13 protein-coding genes are annotated in these 18,188 nt (G+C 38.6%); 8 read left to right on the forward strand and 5 right to left on the reverse strand.

Annotated elements, in window-relative coordinates; genetic code table 11:
* Positions 1 to 59: 59 nt before the first annotated feature.
* Positions 60 to 2,489, forward strand: a complete 2,430-nt coding sequence (locus CXF64_RS00355; RefSeq protein WP_101216014.1) for a zinc-dependent metalloprotease — start codon at positions 60 to 62, stop codon at positions 2,487 to 2,489.
* A 134-nt stretch (positions 2,490 to 2,623) separates the two neighbouring features.
* Here the strand turns inward: CXF64_RS00355 and CXF64_RS00360 are convergent, their stop codons facing one another.
* A complete protein-coding gene (locus CXF64_RS00360) occupies positions 2,624 to 3,397 on the reverse strand; it encodes a YggN family protein (protein ID WP_007581974.1) in 774 nt (257 codons plus the stop codon).
* Between the two features lie 335 nt (positions 3,398 to 3,732).
* Positions 3,733 to 6,627 carry an RNA polymerase-associated protein RapA gene (gene rapA / locus CXF64_RS00365; protein WP_101216015.1) on the reverse strand — a complete coding sequence of 965 codons (2,895 nt, stop codon included), beginning with the start codon at positions 6,625 to 6,627 and terminating at the stop codon, positions 3,733 to 3,735.
* Between the two features lie 305 nt (positions 6,628 to 6,932).
* On the opposite strand from rapA, the gene CXF64_RS00370 reads away from it, so the two are divergent.
* Genes CXF64_RS00370 through CXF64_RS00380 form a run of 3 tightly spaced genes read left to right on the forward strand, consistent with a single transcriptional unit; the run spans position 6,933 to position 13,074 of the window.
* Positions 6,933 to 8,330: a PhoH family protein gene (locus CXF64_RS00370; protein ID WP_101216016.1), complete on the forward strand. Its 1,398-nt coding sequence runs from the start codon at positions 6,933 to 6,935 to the stop codon at positions 8,328 to 8,330.
* Positions 8,331 to 8,381: 51 nt separating this feature from the next.
* Positions 8,382 to 12,191, forward strand: coding sequence for a PAS domain-containing hybrid sensor histidine kinase/response regulator (locus CXF64_RS00375; RefSeq protein WP_101216017.1), 3,810 nt, complete (start codon positions 8,382 to 8,384; stop codon positions 12,189 to 12,191).
* Positions 12,175 to 13,074: a diguanylate cyclase gene (locus CXF64_RS00380; RefSeq protein ID WP_007581985.1), complete on the forward strand. Its 900-nt coding sequence runs from the start codon at positions 12,175 to 12,177 to the stop codon at positions 13,072 to 13,074. The genes CXF64_RS00375 and CXF64_RS00380 overlap by 17 nt, the downstream gene beginning before the upstream one ends.
* A gap of 277 nt (positions 13,075 to 13,351) precedes the next feature.
* On the opposite strand, the gene CXF64_RS00385 is transcribed toward CXF64_RS00380, so the two are convergent.
* Complete coding sequence (locus CXF64_RS00385) at positions 13,352 to 13,732, reverse strand: DUF3192 domain-containing protein (RefSeq protein ID WP_007586943.1); 381 nt, start codon at positions 13,730 to 13,732, stop codon at positions 13,352 to 13,354.
* A 185-nt stretch (positions 13,733 to 13,917) separates the two neighbouring features.
* On the reverse strand, positions 13,918 to 14,862 hold the full coding sequence (locus tag CXF64_RS00390) for a D-2-hydroxyacid dehydrogenase (RefSeq protein ID WP_007586942.1): 945 nt from the start codon (positions 14,860 to 14,862) through the stop codon (positions 13,918 to 13,920).
* A gap of 387 nt (positions 14,863 to 15,249) precedes the next feature.
* Here CXF64_RS00390 and CXF64_RS00395 point away from each other — a divergent pair, with 387 nt between their 5' ends.
* Positions 15,250 to 16,383 carry a 1-acyl-sn-glycerol-3-phosphate acyltransferase gene (locus tag CXF64_RS00395; RefSeq protein ID WP_024590668.1) on the forward strand — a complete coding sequence of 378 codons (1,134 nt, stop codon included), beginning with the start codon at positions 15,250 to 15,252 and terminating at the stop codon, positions 16,381 to 16,383.
* Between the two features lie 105 nt (positions 16,384 to 16,488).
* On the forward strand, positions 16,489 to 16,734 hold the full coding sequence (locus CXF64_RS00400) for a DUF1289 domain-containing protein (protein WP_007586940.1): 246 nt from the start codon (positions 16,489 to 16,491) through the stop codon (positions 16,732 to 16,734).
* Here the strand turns inward: CXF64_RS00400 and CXF64_RS00405 are convergent.
* Positions 16,731 to 17,429: a substrate-binding periplasmic protein gene (locus CXF64_RS00405; protein ID WP_007586939.1), complete on the reverse strand. Its 699-nt coding sequence runs from the start codon at positions 17,427 to 17,429 to the stop codon at positions 16,731 to 16,733. The genes CXF64_RS00400 and CXF64_RS00405 overlap by 4 nt on opposite strands.
* Before the next feature lie 118 nt (positions 17,430 to 17,547).
* Here CXF64_RS00405 and CXF64_RS00410 point away from each other — a divergent pair, with 118 nt between their 5' ends.
* Both CXF64_RS00410 and CXF64_RS00415 read left to right on the forward strand, forming a co-directional pair.
* The gene (locus tag CXF64_RS00410; RefSeq protein ID WP_002962585.1) at positions 17,548 to 17,751 is read left to right on the forward strand and encodes a DUF3283 family protein; all 204 of its coding nucleotides are present in this window, start codon (positions 17,548 to 17,550) and stop codon (positions 17,749 to 17,751) included.
* A 14-nt stretch (positions 17,752 to 17,765) separates the two neighbouring features.
* Positions 17,766 to 18,167 carry a GNAT family N-acetyltransferase gene (locus CXF64_RS00415; protein WP_024592829.1) on the forward strand — a complete coding sequence of 134 codons (402 nt, stop codon included), beginning with the start codon at positions 17,766 to 17,768 and terminating at the stop codon, positions 18,165 to 18,167.
* Positions 18,168 to 18,188: the final 21 nt, after the last annotated feature.

An 18,188-nucleotide genomic window follows, 5' to 3' on the forward strand; every position in this document is an offset into this window, starting at 1 on the left:
AGCACCCTATAATGGGACCACCTAATCGTACTTAAAACACAAATAACAAAGATAAGATTATGAAAAAAATACCACTACTAAGTTACATATTCTTTACTGTGCTGTGCTCTATCATAACTCAAGCGCACGCAGCAATTAAGTCAATTGATGAATTTACTACGCAAATGAATCATTTTCCGGGCTATTATTCGTTTTTTTACGATACCCAAAACGGAAAAGTATATTTAAAAGTTGATAAGTTTGAACAGCAATTTTTACTGCAGCAAAGCTTGCCTTACGGTATTGGCTCTAACGACATAGGTCTTGATAGAGGTCAGCTTGGTAATACTCACCTTGTGCAGTTTGAGCGTTTTGGCGACAAAGTAATGCTGCGGGCTGTAAATACTTACTATCGTGCCAACACAAGTAACAAGGCCGAACAGCAAAGTATTAAAGAGGCGTTTGCATCAAGTATACTTGCTGGTTTTAAAGTGGTCGCAGAAGATAAAGCCACAGCACTTATTGATTACACACCTTATTTATTAAGTGATGTACACGGCGTAAGCCGAACGCTTGCGGCGCGTAAGCAAGGTAACTTTAGCCTTGATGAGTCACGTAGCGCCGTTTATATGAATCGCTCAAAAGCATTTGTAAAAAACACCGAGCTTGAAGCCGTACTTACATTTAAAGGCACAAAACCAGGTGAATTTGTTCGCCAAGTAAGTGCCGACCCATACTCACTTACCGTACACATGCACCATTCACTTATTCAATTACCAGACGATAATTACACGCCGCGCAAGTTTAATCCTCAATCAGGTTTTTGGAGTATAGAGCATAAAGATTACGCAGCGCCGCTTGGTGACTCTATGTACGTGCGTTATATACCGCGCCATCGTTTAACTAAAAAGGATTCAAGCTTACCTATTAGTGAGCCTGTTAAACCAATTGTTTATTACCTTGATCCTGGCGTTCCAGAGCCCGTTAAAAGCGCTTTGCTTGAAGGTGGAAAGTGGTGGAACGATGCATTTACTGCTGCAGGATATAAAAATGCATTTATAGTAAAAGTGCTGCCAAGTAGCGCCGACCCTATGGATATTCGTTACAACGTCATTCAATGGGTACACCGTGCAACGCGTGGTTGGTCATACGGAAGTTCGGTAATCGACCCACGTACAGGTGAAATACTTAAAGGGCATGTAACACTCGGCTCATTGCGTGTTCGCCAAGATATTTTAATAGCTGAAGCACTCGCTGCTCCTTATTTAAAAGGCAATGAAGTTGCTAAAAACTTGCAAGCAATGGCGCTTGATCGTATTCGCCAATTAAGCGCACATGAAATTGGCCACACGTTAGGTATTTCTCATAACTTTGCAGCATCGGTAGGGGATAGAGCCTCAGTAATGGATTATCCACATCCGCTACTTAGTTTTAATGAACAAGGTAAGCTTGATGTAACGCGCGGCTATGCAACAGGCATGGGCGTGTGGGATACCCAAGTAATTAAATATGGCTATAGCAATTTTACTAACCAAGATGAAAGCGCAGAACTTGCTGCTATTTTAAAAGAGAACAAAGCCAAAGGCCTTGAGTTTATATCAGATAGCGACGCTCGTGCTAAAGGTGGCGCGCATCCAACAGCTCATTTATGGGATAACGGCACTAATCCTTCGCAGGAGCTTTTAAGAGTACTCGACGTACGTAAAAAAGCGCTTTCGCAGTTTGGTATTAATAATATTAAAACGGGCGACTCATTATCGCAATTAGAAGAAAAACTAGTTCCGCTTTATCTGTTTCACCGTTTTCAGGTTGAGGCTGCGGTTAAGCTTATTGCCGGTGTTGATTACGAATACGAAACACGCGGTGACTCACCCGTAAAAGGCGCACAAGTCGTTAATAAAAAAACACAGCAAGAAGCGGTAAACGCTATTTTTGCAACACTTAAGCCAAGTAACTTATTACTTCCTGAATCTGTGTTATCGCTAATTCCGCCAAAAGCATATGGCGAGTCTAAATCGCGCGAGAGCATAGTTGGGCGCACAGGGTTAACGCTCGATGCAATGGCATTACCCGAGGTTGCAGTGCAGCACAGCTTGTCGCTTTTATTAAATGCACAGCGTTTAAATCGCCTAGCGCAGCAACAAGCACGTAGTAATGACTTTTATAGTTTAGATGAGTTACTTGAGGATCTATATAGCCAAGTGTTTAACGTGTCATCACCTAATACAATGACAGGTAAAATCACTCAGCGCGTGCAATTTTTAACAGCAAAAGCTATGGCTGATTTAGTAGCAAGCGATAGTGCAAGCCCTGAAGTGCAAGCGCAGTTACGTTACTACCTAGTTAAGTTGAGTGAAGACTTTAACCAAAACTCAATGCTGAGCCATACAAGTACTGGCGAGAGTGCGTTTAAGCAATATTTAGCTGAGCAAGTAAATCAGTTTTTAATTAAAGGGCAATGGCCAAACAACTTTAAAGTGCTGCCAATCCCACCGGGCTCACCAATTTAGAATAAAAAGTAGAAGCGCTTATTTTTAATCAATCATTTAATCAATCATTTAATCAATCATTTAATCAATCATAAAGCAAAACACCGAGTATATTTATACTCGGTGTTATTTTATTCTAAAAACGAATACGTACTTTAAGACTTTATTTGCACTAAATCGTAATCGGCCATACCAGGTACTATTGCCTGTAAGCGAGACTCGGTTACATCGAGTGCATTTAAACATTCGCAATATTCAGAAGCTTTAAGCTCTAATTGATGCGCCTTTTTTTGTAGCGACTTATCAATTTCTCTTGAGATAATATCCATGCGTTGCCCCATGTCGTTAATACGATCTTCTATATTACCTTCGCGCGATTTAAACGCATCTCCAAGTGATACCAAAATAGCACCTAACGATCCATGCACTGCAGAGTGAATTTGCTGGCTGATCTCTTTAGTAAAAAAATCATCTATTTGCGAAAGTGATTGAGGGGCTATAAAAAAGAAGTCATCGCCGCGCTTAAACTTATCCATTAGCGCGCGCTCTACATACTTTAGTTGTGTTTTAAGTACTTCAGGTTCTTTGTCTGACATACCTTCAACTACGTGTTCAATAGCGCTTAAACCTAAGTTAACACCATCTGTAGCCAGATTTACTAATTCGGGGACTGTGTGGCGAATACCATTACTAAACTGTTCGAGTACTTTGCTTTCGTCATCGCTTAAATCAACCCAATAACCGCGAATAAATAGTTGGTTATTGTTATTAATTTGTACACGAGTCTGGCCTTTATCTAATATGCGAATCGCATCGTCAGTAATAATTAAACCATGACGTAATTCAACATCGCATTGGGCTTGAGCAAAGACACTGCTGCTTGAGAGCGCTATGGACAACGCCAATATCGAACGAGATAGAAACGCCATAAACACCTCAAAAAGACTAAAATGGAAGGCGAGTAGGTTAACAAAAAAACAACTTTATGCAAGGGAAAATAAACCTATCAACTATCTCAAACAATAGCTGTATAGGGCGTAGCTTGAGTTTTTAGATACGGCTATGTTGAGTAAAATCAACAGTACAACAAAGGACTTAGTATAAAGCTAAAGAGGTAGTGTTAGCTCACATCTAAATAAGAACACGTGGTTTTAAAAATGAAGTTTAAAAAGATACAGCTATTTAGTTAATTAAGCTTTTAATAGCTGACTCCAAATTTACTCTGGAGTCAGCTTAAAAGGCTAGCGGTTAAAAGCCAAAATCTCTAGTGTGAAACCACTATTAATCGAATTGCATCAAGTTGTAACTGCGTTTTTTCAATATACGTAGTTAGGTCGTTGCGTTGCTTATCGTAGAAGGTAATTTCTTCTTGGCGAATATTCGGGTTAATTTGCTTAAGGGCAACAAGTCGTTCTTGCTCTTCACTGAGTGACGTTTGCATTTTAACAAGCGACGCTGCACGAATAACTTCAAGTTTTTCTTGTGCCATATCTTTAGCGGTAGTAATCATAGGGTGAACAGCACTTTGCAATGCGCCCGCAAGTTTACTTGCTGTTTGGCGGCCAACGGCTGATAACTGCTGATTAAAGCCTTCAAATGCCACATTCTCACCTAAATTATTACCTGCTTTATCTAGCAATATACGAATTGGTGTAGGCGGTAAAAAGCGACCAACTTGTAATACTTTTGGTGCCATTGCTTCTGCAACAAAAATAAGCTCAACAAAAAAGGTACCAGGCGGTAACTTTTTGTTTTTAAGCAATGCAACCGATGCGCTACCAAAGTCGTCGTCACAAATCATATCCATGGTGCCTTGCACCATTGGGTGATCCCAACTAATAAAGTGCACGTCTTCTTGCGAAAGTGCCGTGTCGCGATCAAAGGTAACGGTCATACCGTCTTCTTTAAGCGATGGGAATGATGGGTTTAACATATGTTCAGTCGGCTTTAAGATAATGGTATTTTCGCCTTTATCTTCTTGGCTTACGCCAAATGTGTCGAACACGTTGATCATGTAGCTTGGTAATTCAAACTGATTGTCGAGTTTTTCGATTTCAGCTACAAGTGAATCTGCAGCACCTTGACCCGATGAATGTAGCTCTAGTAAACGATCTCGTCCGCTTTCCATTTTTTTACGCAGTACTGCATTTTGCTGTGCTACTTGCTCAAGTAATGGATCGAGTTCGTCTTCATCGCAGTTATGCGCAGAAATATATTCAAGTAGATCATCACGGAACTCTTTATAAAGCATTTGGCCTGTTGACGAGGTAGATTCGAATGCGTCTAGACCTTCGTTATACCAACGTAGCAGTACTTCCTGAGCGGTGTTTTCAAAATATGGCACATGAATGTTCACATCTTGCGTTTGACCTATACGGTCTAATCGACCAATACGCTGCTCTAGTAAATCTGGGTTCAGTGGTAAATCAAACAGTACTAAGTGATGCGAGAACTGGAAATTACGACCTTCTGAGCCAATTTCTGAACACAGTAATATTTGTGCATTATCGTACTCATCTGCAAAAAATGCAGCAGCCCGGTCACGCTCAATAATAGACATGCCTTCGTGGAATACCGATGCTTTAATTGCTTCGCGTTCACGCAGTATTTGCTCAAGACTGATAGCTGTTTCAGCTTTAGCACATATAAGTAGTACTTTTTCGCGCTTAAGCGTTTTAAGTGTTTCGATTAACCAATCTACACGTGGGTCAAATAAACCCCAGCTTGCGCTTTCGCCTTCAAACTCTTGAAATATTTTTTCAGGGAAAAGAGCACGGTGTGCACTTAGTTCAGGGTTTTGAATGCCACCCATGTTGCCTAGTACCGACATAGCGGTTTTATATTGTTTTGGCAATGCCATTGGGTAGGCGTGTAATTTACGACTTGGGTAGCCATCAATGCCGCTGCGGCTATTTCTGAATAATATACGACCTGTGCCGTGGCGATCGAGCAGCATGTTAAGTATTTCTTTACGTGCTGGTAAATCACCTTGCTGTGCTTTTTCAAGAATATCAGTAATATCGGTTTCTTTTAATAGCTCAATTAGCGTGGCTTTGGCTGTGTCGTCTAGCCCTTGCTCTTGCAGTAATTGATTTGCAGCTTCAGCAACGTCTTTATAATTTGCTTCTTCTTCTTTAAACACGTCGTAGTCGTAAAAACGATCTGGGTCGAGTAACTGTAAACGTGCAAAGTGGCTGCTGTGACCAAGTTGGTCAGGCGTTGCGGTAAGTAAAATAAGGCCAGGAATATCTTGGCTAAGCTCTGCCATACGTTGATACTCTGAGCTTGGCTTGCCGTTATTTATACTTAGGTGATGGGCTTCATCTATAACTAGTAAATCCCAATCAGCAAGCGTTGCTTGTTCAAACCAGCGTTTTTTCTTGGTTAAAAACTCAAGACTGGTAAGTACTAGTTGCTCTGTATCAAACACGTTTGGAGAATCTGCAAACGCTTCGTCGCAACGTTCTTCATCAAAAATAGAAAAGTGTAAGTTAAAGCGGCGTAGCATTTCTACTAACCATTGGTGTTGTAGGTTTTCTGGTACAACTATTAATACGCGACTTGCACGACCACTAATAATTTGTTGGTGTAAAATCATGCCCGCTTCAATTGTTTTACCAAGGCCTACTTCATCTGATAAAAGTACGCGTGGTGCAAAACGTTTACCCACTTCTTGGGCAATATAAAGCTGGTGCGGAATAAGATTAGCACGCTGACCAATTAAGCCTTTAATAGGCGATTGTTCACGTTCAAATTTATGTAACCACGTTTGGTAGCGAAGTGTATAGCGATCAAAACGATCGACTTGGCCCGCAAATAAACGATCTTGTGGTTTATTAAACTTAATAAAATGATCTAAAAAGGTTTCTTTAAGCTTGGCAGTTTCGCCGTTATCAACACGGGTGCCGTGATAACACAGTAACTCGCCTTGTACTTCAATAGACTCTACTTCTAATTCCCATTCTTCAACGCTTTTGATCACATCGCCAGGATTAAATGCCACACGGGTAACAGGTGCTTCTGCCGAAGAATAAACACGGCTCTCACCACTGGCAGGAAATAATATGCTGACCTGACGGCCTTCAATGGCAACAACGGTGCCTAATCCTAAATCTGACTCTGTATCACTGATCCAACGCTGACCTAAGGAAAAATTCATGTATGTCTCGTCTATGATGAAAAAGGCGGCTATGTTACCTGTAAGCTAACACCACTGCAAGGCGCTATTTGGCTCACTTTTAATTAATTTTGTAAGTGTTAATTATTACTATTAAAACAACTTGTTTATGACTCTTTTTTAGGTAAATCAAAACTAATTACAGTTTGTAATAAAACGGACTTTTATGACAAATAGACTAAACTTACATTATGCCTTGGCAATTAAGTATTGCAGGTTTAAGTTTTGCCCGTTTTACTTAGTTATTTTGGTATAGCATAAAAATCATAAAACGTAAGGAAAGTGCTATGGAAAAAGCTTCGAACCTTGAAAGTAAAATGTATGTGCTAGATACCAACGTACTACTTCACGAACCCCTCGCTTATTTGTCTTTTCAAGAACATGACGTTGTAATTCCGATGACAGTGCTTGAAGAGCTTGACCACATAAAAGACAGAAAACACGACGTAAGCCGCGATGCGCGCGTCGCTATTCGTGGATTAGATGAAGTACTTAAAAATGCAACGCCCGAGCAAATGCTACAAGGCGTGGCGCTGCCGAGTAACAAAAAGGCAAAAGCGAGCTCTGCGGGTACGCTTATTATTGTAAACGACCATTTATTTGCCGACTCCATTTCTGGTTTGCCGGGTAACGAAAACGACCATCGTATTATTAATTGCGCCGTGTATTTACAAAAGCAGCACAGTGATTCAAAAGTTATATTAGTAACAAAAGACATAAACATGCGTTTAAAGGCCAAAGGCGCAGGGCTTAAATATGTTGAGGATTACCGTACCGACCAACTTATTGACGATATCAGCTTACTCACTAGTGGTTATAAAAAAATTGAAGGTGATTTTTGGGACCATGTAGGGGAATGTAATACGCAGCAACACGGACGAGATACGTTTCATCATGTGCCTAAAAACTTAATACCTGATGTATTTTGTAATGAATATTTACTTGATGGAGGGGATCAGTTTGCGGCGCGTGTTAAATCGTACGATGACGAGCACATAACGCTAAAAGATATTGGTGTTGAGCGTTTAATGCATCAACAAGCATGGGGCGTTAAGCCCAAAAATATTTATCAGGGAATGGCGCTTGATGCGCTGTTAGATACAAGTATTGAACTTGTTATTTTAACAGGACCAGCAGGGTGCGGTAAAACCTTGTTAGCACTTGCCAGCGCTCTTGAAATGGTCATCGAAAAAGGTATTTACGATAAAGTAATAGTCACTCGTAATACCCCAGAAATAGCAGAGTCCATTGGCTTTTTACCCGGCACCGAAGAGGAAAAAATGGCGCCATGGCTTGCAGCCATTACCGATACGCTGGAGGTATTGCACAAAGGCGACGAAAATCCGATATCAAGCCGAAACTACATTATGGAGAAGGCTAATGTTCAGTTTAAATCGGTTAACTTTATGCGTGGGCGTAGTATTCAAAATGCGGTGGTAATTTTAGATGAGAGCCAAAATTTAACGGCATCTCAACTTAAAACGATTATTACTCGCTGCGGCGAAGGTACTAAATTAATTTGTACGGGTAACTTGGCGCAAATAGATAGTAACTATTTAACGCCAGTAACATCGGGCTTAACGTACATAGTAGAGCGCTTTAAAAACTTTGAAGGCAGCGCAACTATAAACCTCAACGGTGTTGTACGTAGTCGCTTAGCGTCATTTGCAGAAGAAAATTTATAACTTGCGCTTAACAAATTGGCTCGATAGTCTATCGATTGATTTTCGAGCCAAATGGCAGGCAGTACATTGAATTTTTTACCTCTGAAGCATTATTATCGTTCATTATTTATTGCGCTTTTAGTGCCATTGATTGTCGCTTTTTTACTGTGCTTGCACTTATATAATATAAAGCTTGAGCGGGCGGTTGAAAAACGCGAAGCCGATTTTACGAATGTTTCAGCACAGGTTACTCACGGGATGGAGTCGGTGAGTAATCTACTCATCACCATGTTTAGCTTATACGAACAAACGACCTATCCAAAAGTAAACCAAAGCTTACTTGAGGGCATAAATCAATATGATGGTTACTATTACCGTCACTTTAGTGAGCAAGGCACTGAAATTGTAGGTAAGGGGGAGTTTGCGTTATCTGCTAAGGCATTAATGCAGTGGCAGCAGGCTATTACATTAGGGCCTTCGTTTAATACAACGCTTGCATTAATGCAGTCGTTGTCTGCTGTAGCGTATGTTGATAATAATGGCTTTGCTTATGTAAGCAGGCGCAACAAAAGCCAAAGTTTAATGCTTACTGAAATTCTAAATGGAAAATTCAAGCCAAAATTTTCACCAAACAAACTTACTTCAAGTCCCATTGTTAAAGTGAATGATAAATCGTATTTTGCTATTGGCCGACAACGAAGCACTGGCTCAGCCGATTACATTATTTTGATTTATGATGTTCAGGCAATTTCTGGGTGGTTAAAAAAGGTTTCACCGAACAGTGGTGAATACGTTTTTATGAACCAATCACATCAAGTTATCGCCAGCTCTAAACAGTTAATAGAGCAAGCAACAGCATTAAAAAATTATTGGCCTGATTTGGCCCAGCACCATAGTAAAAAAACAGTCTTAACTAGTGATAGTAATTACTTTATGCAGCCAATGGATGAGTTACCTATTCACGCAGCATTTTACGAGCACAAACCCCAACTAATAAGCCCAATTAAGTATGAAATACTATTAGAGTTTGCATTTTTAACGCTATTTTTAAGTATTATGTTTGGCGTGTTTTTTTGGTTAAGTCAGCGCATTTTTATTAAGCCAATGACTCACTTAATGTCGTACCTAGAGAGTAACGGTACACAGCAAGAAGTGCAGCTCGATTATAAAGTACCGCTGAGCTGGCAGCCTTGGTTTTCTAAAGTGAAGCGTGTATTTACTAAAAACAAACAGTTAGTTGATTCATTACAAAGTGCAAATAAAGCTCTGGACGACCAGGTTCAGTTGCAATCAGAAAAACTAAGCCGCAGTTACGAAGCAAAAGAGCGCCACTTGGCTTTGCTCAACACTATGCTAAACAGTGTGCCAGATCTTATTTATTTTAAAAATATTGATGGATCATTCTTAGGATGCAATAAAGCATTTGAGGCGTACATCGGTAAAGATCAAACTGCATTAGTCGGTAAATATGTAGATGATTTAGGTGATAACGATCAACAAATAAATGCGCTTGAAAAACAAGTATTACAAAATAGAAACAGTGTTGAACAGCGAATAGAAACCGATAAAAAAACGTACCAACTGACTATTGCACCTTTTTATAACGAGCACCAACATCTGTTGGGGACTATGGGTATTGGTCGCGATATTACCGAACAGCAACAAGCATTATTGGCCTTAAAAGCATCAGAATCTAAATTTAGAAGTGCGATTGAATTTGCGGCTAACTGTGTGGTTTTACTCTCGCTTGAGCACACAATATTACAAGTAAATAAAGCGGCAAGAAAGCAGTTTTTTGAACAGCCAGTACTGGTTGGTGAGCAGTTAAAAGCATTGTTTGACGATACTCAATGGCAGCAAATAAAAAGCACTTTAGCGCAATTGCTAGATGACAAAAAACGCGTATACCACTTAACGCTTGCTCAAGGGCGCTTAACAAGTTGGTTGCAACTGAGTGTATCGCTTGTATGGGATGAAAACCGCGACCCAGCTTATTATGTTATTCACATTCAGGATGTGAGCGCATTAACTAAATCAAAACTAGATGCCGAACGAGCAACCCTTGCTAAAAGTCGCTTTATAGCCAATTTAAGTCATGAAATACGCACTCCTCTTAACGCTGTTTTAGGGCTGCTTGATATGCTTATTGAGCAAGGATTAACGCAAAAGCAATTACAACAAACGGATCAAGCTAAGCATGCAGCACAAAGCTTGTTGCTAATGCTCAATAGAATGCTTGATTTTGCACGCATAGAAAGTTCGCAAACCGATTTAAAACAAGCATCTTTTAGTATGGTTGAGCTGGTGGATATTTGTGAAAGTTTAACGGCTCCATTGTGCGAAGGAAAAGGTATTGAATTTGTTATTGATATTGACCCGTTAATAGCGCCTGATTTGATATGCGACAGCATTCGCTTACAGCAAATATTAGGTAATTTATTAACAAATGCTGTTAAGTTTACAAAAACAGGTTCTATCACTTTAAAAATGGAACTTATTGAAAGTGATAGCCTAGAGCAACAGCATATTTGCTTTAAAGTAATTGATACCGGTATGGGCATAGATGAAGCCGATCAGAGGCGTTTATTTGACGCCTTTACGCAAGGTGATGAGTCTTCAACACGTATACATCATGGTGTTGGGTTAGGCTTAGCGATTGTTAAACATGCGGTGTCATTAATGGGAGGGGAGATTGCTTTAAAGAGTAAAAAAGGTCATGGCTGTGAGTTTTACTTCAGTGTTAGTTTTTTGGTTGATACCACTAAAAATACAATGTTACCGACTAATACATTGGCTATTTTATCGGATCAAAGCAAAGAGCTTAAGCAAGTAACAAATGCTTATGCAAAGCTTGCTAATATTAATTTAGATGAAGTACTCAAATACCCAATTAAGCTCTCCAATACTCAGCAAATAATAATCGATGCGGCCGATTTACCTGCACTTTTAAATGTTGAAGCAATTAATGATTCGTTATCAGCTAAAGAAACATCGGTAATTATTATTAATCATCAGCACACACTTAATTTACCAACAAGCGAGCACTTAGCTGCGCATCACGTTAAAGCATCGGCATTGGGACAAAGGCTATTTAGCTTGAACTCTCAGCAACAGCCTAAAGCTAGTACCAATGCCGTAATATATAATATTGCTGAAACTAAAGTTGATATATCGGGTCTACTTGTATTAGCCATTGATGATAATCAACTTAATTTAGAAATAATTAGCAGTGTATTACGCCAAGCAAACGTAAGTGTTGTTACCGCTTTAAGCGCATCTATCGGCATGGAATTATTGCAAGTTTTAAAGCCTGACTTAATATTGATGGATGTGCAAATGCCGCAAATAGATGGCTGCCAAGCTACGGCTTTAATTCGTCAACAGTTTGACGCAAAGCAACTGCCTATTTTTGCTTTAACGGCTCATTGTGAACCCGCTGATATTGAACGTTCTTTAAAGTGCGGTATGAATAAGCATTTAACTAAACCGGTTGTTGCTAAGGTACTTATTGATGCAATTGCCGATTTAAACTTAGTTAAACCAAGCTTTTTTGAAAAATCATTCGCATTAACGCAGTTTAGTATGGATGAAAAGCTCCTCAATACAATGATTGATAAATTTGCTAATTTGTGCGAAACCCAGCTATTGCAAATAGAAGAAACAACCAATAAGGATGATTTGGTACGCTTAGTGCATAGTATAAAAGGTGTAGCAGGTAATTTAGGTTTTAGACGATTGTCTCACTGCGCTTTATTGTGTGAAAGAACACTTAAAACAACTAACAAGCCTGTTGAAATAACACTGAAAGAGCTTATTATGCAGTTAGAACAGGTAATTGTTTTTATAAAAGGGGTAGGGGCTAGGGATGTCGAAAAGAGCTAAAGTACTTATTGTAGATGATGATCCAATCAACAGATTAGTACTTGAAAAAACACTTAAAGTAGAACACGACGTATTCTTAGTTGAAAGTGGTGAAAAAGCACTGACCTTTGTAAAAACTGCGCAAGTTGATTTAATTATCCTTGATGTGATTATGCCAGGAATTGACGGCTATGAAGTGCTTGTGCAACTTAAAGAAAATCCGATAACTCAATCGATCCCCGTTATATTTATATCAGCTAATCGTAGCCATGACGACGAAGCTAAGGGCCTAGAGCTCGGTGCTATGGATTATATCACCAAGCCATTTAGCCCTTCTATTGTGCGTGTTAGGGTTCGTAACCAATTACTTATAAAGCAAAAAAATGATCTGCTAGAGATGCTAGCCTCAATCGACGGCTTAACTGAAATCCCAAATAGACGCTACCTAGACGAAAACTTAGCTCGTGAATGGCGCCGAAGTAAACGCAGTGGAACCCCGCTATCGGTGTTACTTATGGATATAGACCACTTTAAGCGTTACAACGATTGCTACGGACATCGTGCTGGCGATGAATGTTTAAAGGATGTTGCACAAGCACTCGCAGCTCAATGTGAACGTGGTAGTGACTTTATAGCTCGTTATGGTGGTGAAGAATTTGCAGCTGTATTACCTGGAATGAATAGGCATGAAGCTATGGAGTTTGCTAACAAATTACGCAATGCTGTAAATGCTTTGAATATAGAACATAAAGGCTCATTAAATGCAGACCACATCACTATTAGTATAGGTATTGCCACTACTCAAAGTGGAAAAGTGTATGCTGAGCAAGCGTTATTAGAAGAGGCCGATTTAGGCCTATATGCCGCTAAAGATGCAGGGCGAGATAGAATAGTTGCACTCTAAAAACTTAATATACAAAAACGCCAATATTCATATATTGGCATTTTTCGTATTAAACACTTTTTATACCAATTCGCTTAATTAAGTGATCTATTTTGAGAATGGAAAAACGTGTTGATAGCTAGGCAAAAAATTCGCTATTTAGTTGTTCTCGGCAATTGCTCCTGCATTGCTCTACCTTCTGCATCCATGCAGTCGTAAATGAGAGTTTTTTAACACAGGTAGCGACACGTTTAGCCCCGCAAAATGATTAAGTATTATTGCGGATTGGTATTATAGGTTACTGCGTGATCATACCTAAAGCGGTTTCACCAATGCCCACTAACTTATCATTTTTGAATACAAGTGGCGTACATTCATCTTTCGTTGTTTTAGAATCTGAATGCTTGCTATGGGTTACATAAAAAAGTACTTGGTATACATCGTCATCTTTTTTTAATAGCTCTGTGAAATTAGGCGTTTTTAATTGCGTCAAAACAGATTGGTAACTGCTATCCATTTTTAGCTCTGATATAACTTCACGATTATTTTTATGTTGTGCTTGCCAGCTAGATGAATTCTTACCAGCCCAATGAGTCTCAGCTTCACCATCTGATACGGCAATAACACAGCCTGTTAAAAATGGAGCGATTAAAGCGGCTGCTAAAAGTGATTTTTTCATTTTTATTTACCTTAATAAGATTTTTAATTGGTTATTAGCTGTATTAAAGCAAAGAGTAGACCATATTTATAAGTTGTTATTAATCAGTTTGTTAAGTGGGTTAAGCTGTTTTTATCTAATAAAATATTAAATGTATTAGTAAAAACAGCCATTTTTTAGCTTATTTGATTACTACAATAAAATCACTACACCAAGCGGTTGCGTGATTCGCCTTTATTAAATGCAGCAATATTTAAACTTACTTCATTAATTAAACGCACAATAGATTCGGTGCTTGCCCATGCTATATGTGGAGTAAGTAAAAGGTTATTACCTTTGTAATTAGCAAGTGGGTTTGAAAGCTCAGCTGGTTCTTTAGTTAGTACATCAACACCGGCTCCAGCAATTAGGTTTTGCTCAAGCGCTGTAGCTAAGTCGGATTCGTTAATAATTCCACCACGTGCTGTATTAATAATTATAGCGCTTGGCTTCATCATTTTAAGCTCATTAAGTGCAATTAAATCACGTGTTTCATCTGTTAGCGGACAGTGTACGCTGATTATATCGGCTGTTTTAATGACGTCTTCAAAAGGCGTACGACCGTCGCGACATTTAACACCTTTGCGCTCTGCAACAATAACATTTGCGCCAAATGCCTCAGCCACTTTAGCAACGCCTTTACCTAGCGTACCACCGCCTATAATGGCAAATGTTTTACCTTGTAAGTCGTTAAAGCTGTAATCGAGTATGCAAAACATTTCACTTTTTTGCCACGCGCCTTGCTGGCAATCCGCCTGATAGCGGTGTGTGTTACCCAGTAAGTTAGTAATTAAAGAAAACGTATGTTGAACAACAGAAGGTGTTGAATAGCCAGCTACATTAGTTACGGCAATACCAAATTCTTTAGCGGCTTCTAGATCAACATTATTAGTACCAGTTGCACTTACACAAATTAATTTAAGCTGTGTAAGTTTGCTAATAGTGTCGCGATTTAAAACGGCTTTATTAGTGATTAATACATCAGCACCTTGGCAATGTTCAATAACTTGCTCTGGGCTAGTAAGTTCATAAGTCGTTAATTTACCAAGTTGTTCAATACCAGTAAGAGACGTTTTAGCTAACGTTGCGTTATCAAGAATAGTAATGTTCATTATGAGCCCTAAAATAAGTGGATCTGAAAGAGTTAAAATCGTAAAAAGATGCCTACGATCCATCAAAAATCTAAAATACGAGCTTAAGGTACTACGAAAGAAAGGCTTTGTTAATGGTATTACTACCAAATGATTAGAGGGCTTTGTATTAGTGGTCTGCCCACTAGCAGATTGAGAACATGGTATTTTGCTAGACTGATCAGATTTTTGCACTTTTAAGCAAGCTCATGGTCATAGAAGGTAATTAAACTCGGCTTTAAAGCAAGTTGCTAAAAATAAAAATCGTTTTTTTGGTTATTTCGCATTTTAGATTGGCTGAGTTATAATCGGATATAGACATAAACGGTGCGCTTTGGCGTACCGTTTTTTAACACTGTAGATGTAGTAATGAGTGAATTAGAAGATAAATACGCAGATATACGCCCATACAACGACGACGAAGTTGCGGCGTCGCTTACACGTTTAATTAACGATGATGCGTTTATTGATGTAATAGCAAAGTATAATTTACCGCGCTTTTTATCGGCAGTGCCTTTTATTGCGCGTCCAATGGTAAGAAGTCAGTTACGCAAAAAATGGGGCAAAGTAAGCACCGTTGAAGATGTGCAAAATGAAGTGGCACAATACTTAGATAAACTAGTGAAACGCACCACATCAAAAGTTACCTTTTCTGGGTTAGAACAGTTAGATGCTAACCAGGCCTATTTATTTATTTCAAACCACAGAGACATAGTGCTTGATCCTGCATTAGTTAACTGGGGTTTATACCAACATAAAATGAAAACAGTGCGTATTGCTATTGGCGATAATTTATTGCAAATACCTTACATTACTGAGCTTATGCGTCTAAATAAAAGCTTTATAGTTAAGCGCTCTGCTAAAGCACCAAAAGAGATGTTAAAAGCACTGACTCAATTATCGTCATACATTTACGATTCTGTGGTCGGTGGAAATTCTATTTGGATTGCGCAAAAAGAAGGGCGTGCAAAAGACGGTTTTGATCAAACTGATCCTGCGCTTTTAAAGATGCTGCAATTAAATGGGCGTAAACAAAAGAAAGAGTTTGGCGATTATATTAAAGAGTTAAAAATAGTGCCTGTTTCTATTTCTTATCAATATGAGCCGTGTGCAATTGCTAAAGCCAAAGAGCTTTACCACAAGCAACATCATGGTGAGTACGTTAAATCGGCTGGTGAAGATATTGCGAGCATTGTTGAAGGCTTTAGTACTGCTAAAGGGCACGTGCATTTAGCATTTGGGCAACCAATTGAATCTAAATGTGATAGTGCTGAAGAGCTTGCTAAAACAATTGATAGGCAAATTGTTGATTCGTTTTATTTACACCCAGGCAATTACATCGCTGGTGGTTGTAAAGATGCGGTAATAGACTCTCCTGATACAGCGACATTTGAACAACGTTTAGCCTGTGTACCTGAAGAGTTAAAACCATTAGTGCTAGCTATGTACGCTAAGCCATTTCACCGTAAAACAGAGATAAATACTAATAGCTGTGAACATTAATACTCACAGCTCAATGAAACTAAGCAGCAATTAAATTGCTGCTTTTTTTTTGCTCAAAAATAACGCTATACTAATACCTCCTCTTCAACTGGGCGGTACTTATGCATGCAACAAATTGAAATATTTGATATTCCAAGTCCTTGCAAGAGTATTTGCTTAGTTAATAACAGAGGGTATTGCAAAGGGTGTTATCGTAGTCGGGATGAACGCTTTTCGTGGAATACCTTAACCAACGACCAAAAAAAGAAGGTGCTTAGTTTGTGCCAGCAGCGCTACAAACGTTATCTTCAAAAAAAGCAGCAAAATGCAGTGCCAAGCACACAGGCGCAGCAGCAAGGGTTCGACTTTTAAAAGCTTAATCCATACTTGGCTCTTAGTGCGTACACAGTGCCATTGTTAGTTAAGTTAATTAATGACATTTTAAGCTTTTCTACCAAGTTTTCATTACGCTTATTTAAATAATGATAAAGCGGATAAGTATTCAGCACTTCTTTTACAAAGCAACCTTGAGGTGACGGGAGCTCATTGTTTTGCATTATAAAATTAATCATTAAAGCTCCCTGTACTTTTTTCTGAGCAAGCAAATTAAGTTGGGTATTCATGCTTTTAACTTTAATAATATTCCCTGCAAACTGTGTGCTTGCTAAATAATGTTCTTGGACAGGGTAGCCATCAACAATTGCGACGCTATCGAGCTGTTCTAAACTGCTAGGTAAACAGTTTTTATATAATACTAAGTCAAACTTAAATAGCTCATAATCGACCCTAATTAAGTTTTCGTAATTTTCTTCAACGCTTGCATCTCTTCCTAACTGCCCATCAAGTACGCCATTATTTGCAGCTAGCAAAGCATTTTGGTGGCTAAAATCGATTATATGTATTTTAAAACCGATATCTGCGTATGCTAACTTTAATAACTCTAAGGCATAATCAGCTTGTGGTGTACTTTGCGGACGATTAAAAGTGAGGTTGTATTGATGACTAAAACAAGAGGCACTAAAAAATAAATTTACCAATAATAACAAGATACTAAAATGTCTATTCATTATCAGTTCCAATTACTACAGAAATAAATAAAATAAGACGCGTATAATAACAAGGAGATTACCTCTTGCCCAGTTTCGGGGTTAATCAAATAATTTTAAAAGCGAATGAGGAAGTATTGTGAGTTTTAATTTATGCCTATTGCCACGTGAAGAAAAATACCAAATTCAGTTAGATTATGAAGCGTCTTTTTGGGCGTATCAAATTAAGCGAAATAAAAAAACGAGAGAGCAAGTTTATAATACAATCCATAGCCGTCCAATGGCTGAACAAATGGTTTTGAAGCAAAAATTTGAGCAATATTTAGCGCTAATGCTTAGCTAAGTGTTGATATAAAAATGTATACAGTTGAGTTGCTGGATGGGCTAAAAGTTCCACTCGTTAATAAATTTTATAAAAAACATAATGTAAGAGGGCGGGCTAATAAACAAGATAAGGTATGGGTTACTTACTATAATAATGAAATAGTTGCAGCATGTAGGCTGCAAGATAAAACAGAGTTTTTATTTTTATCTACCGTGTTTGTTGCGCTGGAACATCGCGGTAAAGGTGTTGCTAAACAGCTATTATCAACACTCTTAAAGTCGCAAGATAAGATGATTAATACCTTCGCATATAAAAACGTAGTTGATTTATATTGTGCTATTGGTTTTAACCAGGTGTTAACATATACTCTTGCTTTACAAGTACTTTTTGATACTTACAAACATCGAAATATAGTCGCTCTAGAGTACCCATAATAATAAATAATAATATGGAAT

Origin of the sequence: Pseudoalteromonas sp. GutCa3 (assembly GCF_002836155.1) — a bacterium.
Classification (GTDB): Bacteria; Pseudomonadota; Gammaproteobacteria; order Enterobacterales; family Alteromonadaceae; genus Pseudoalteromonas; species Pseudoalteromonas arctica.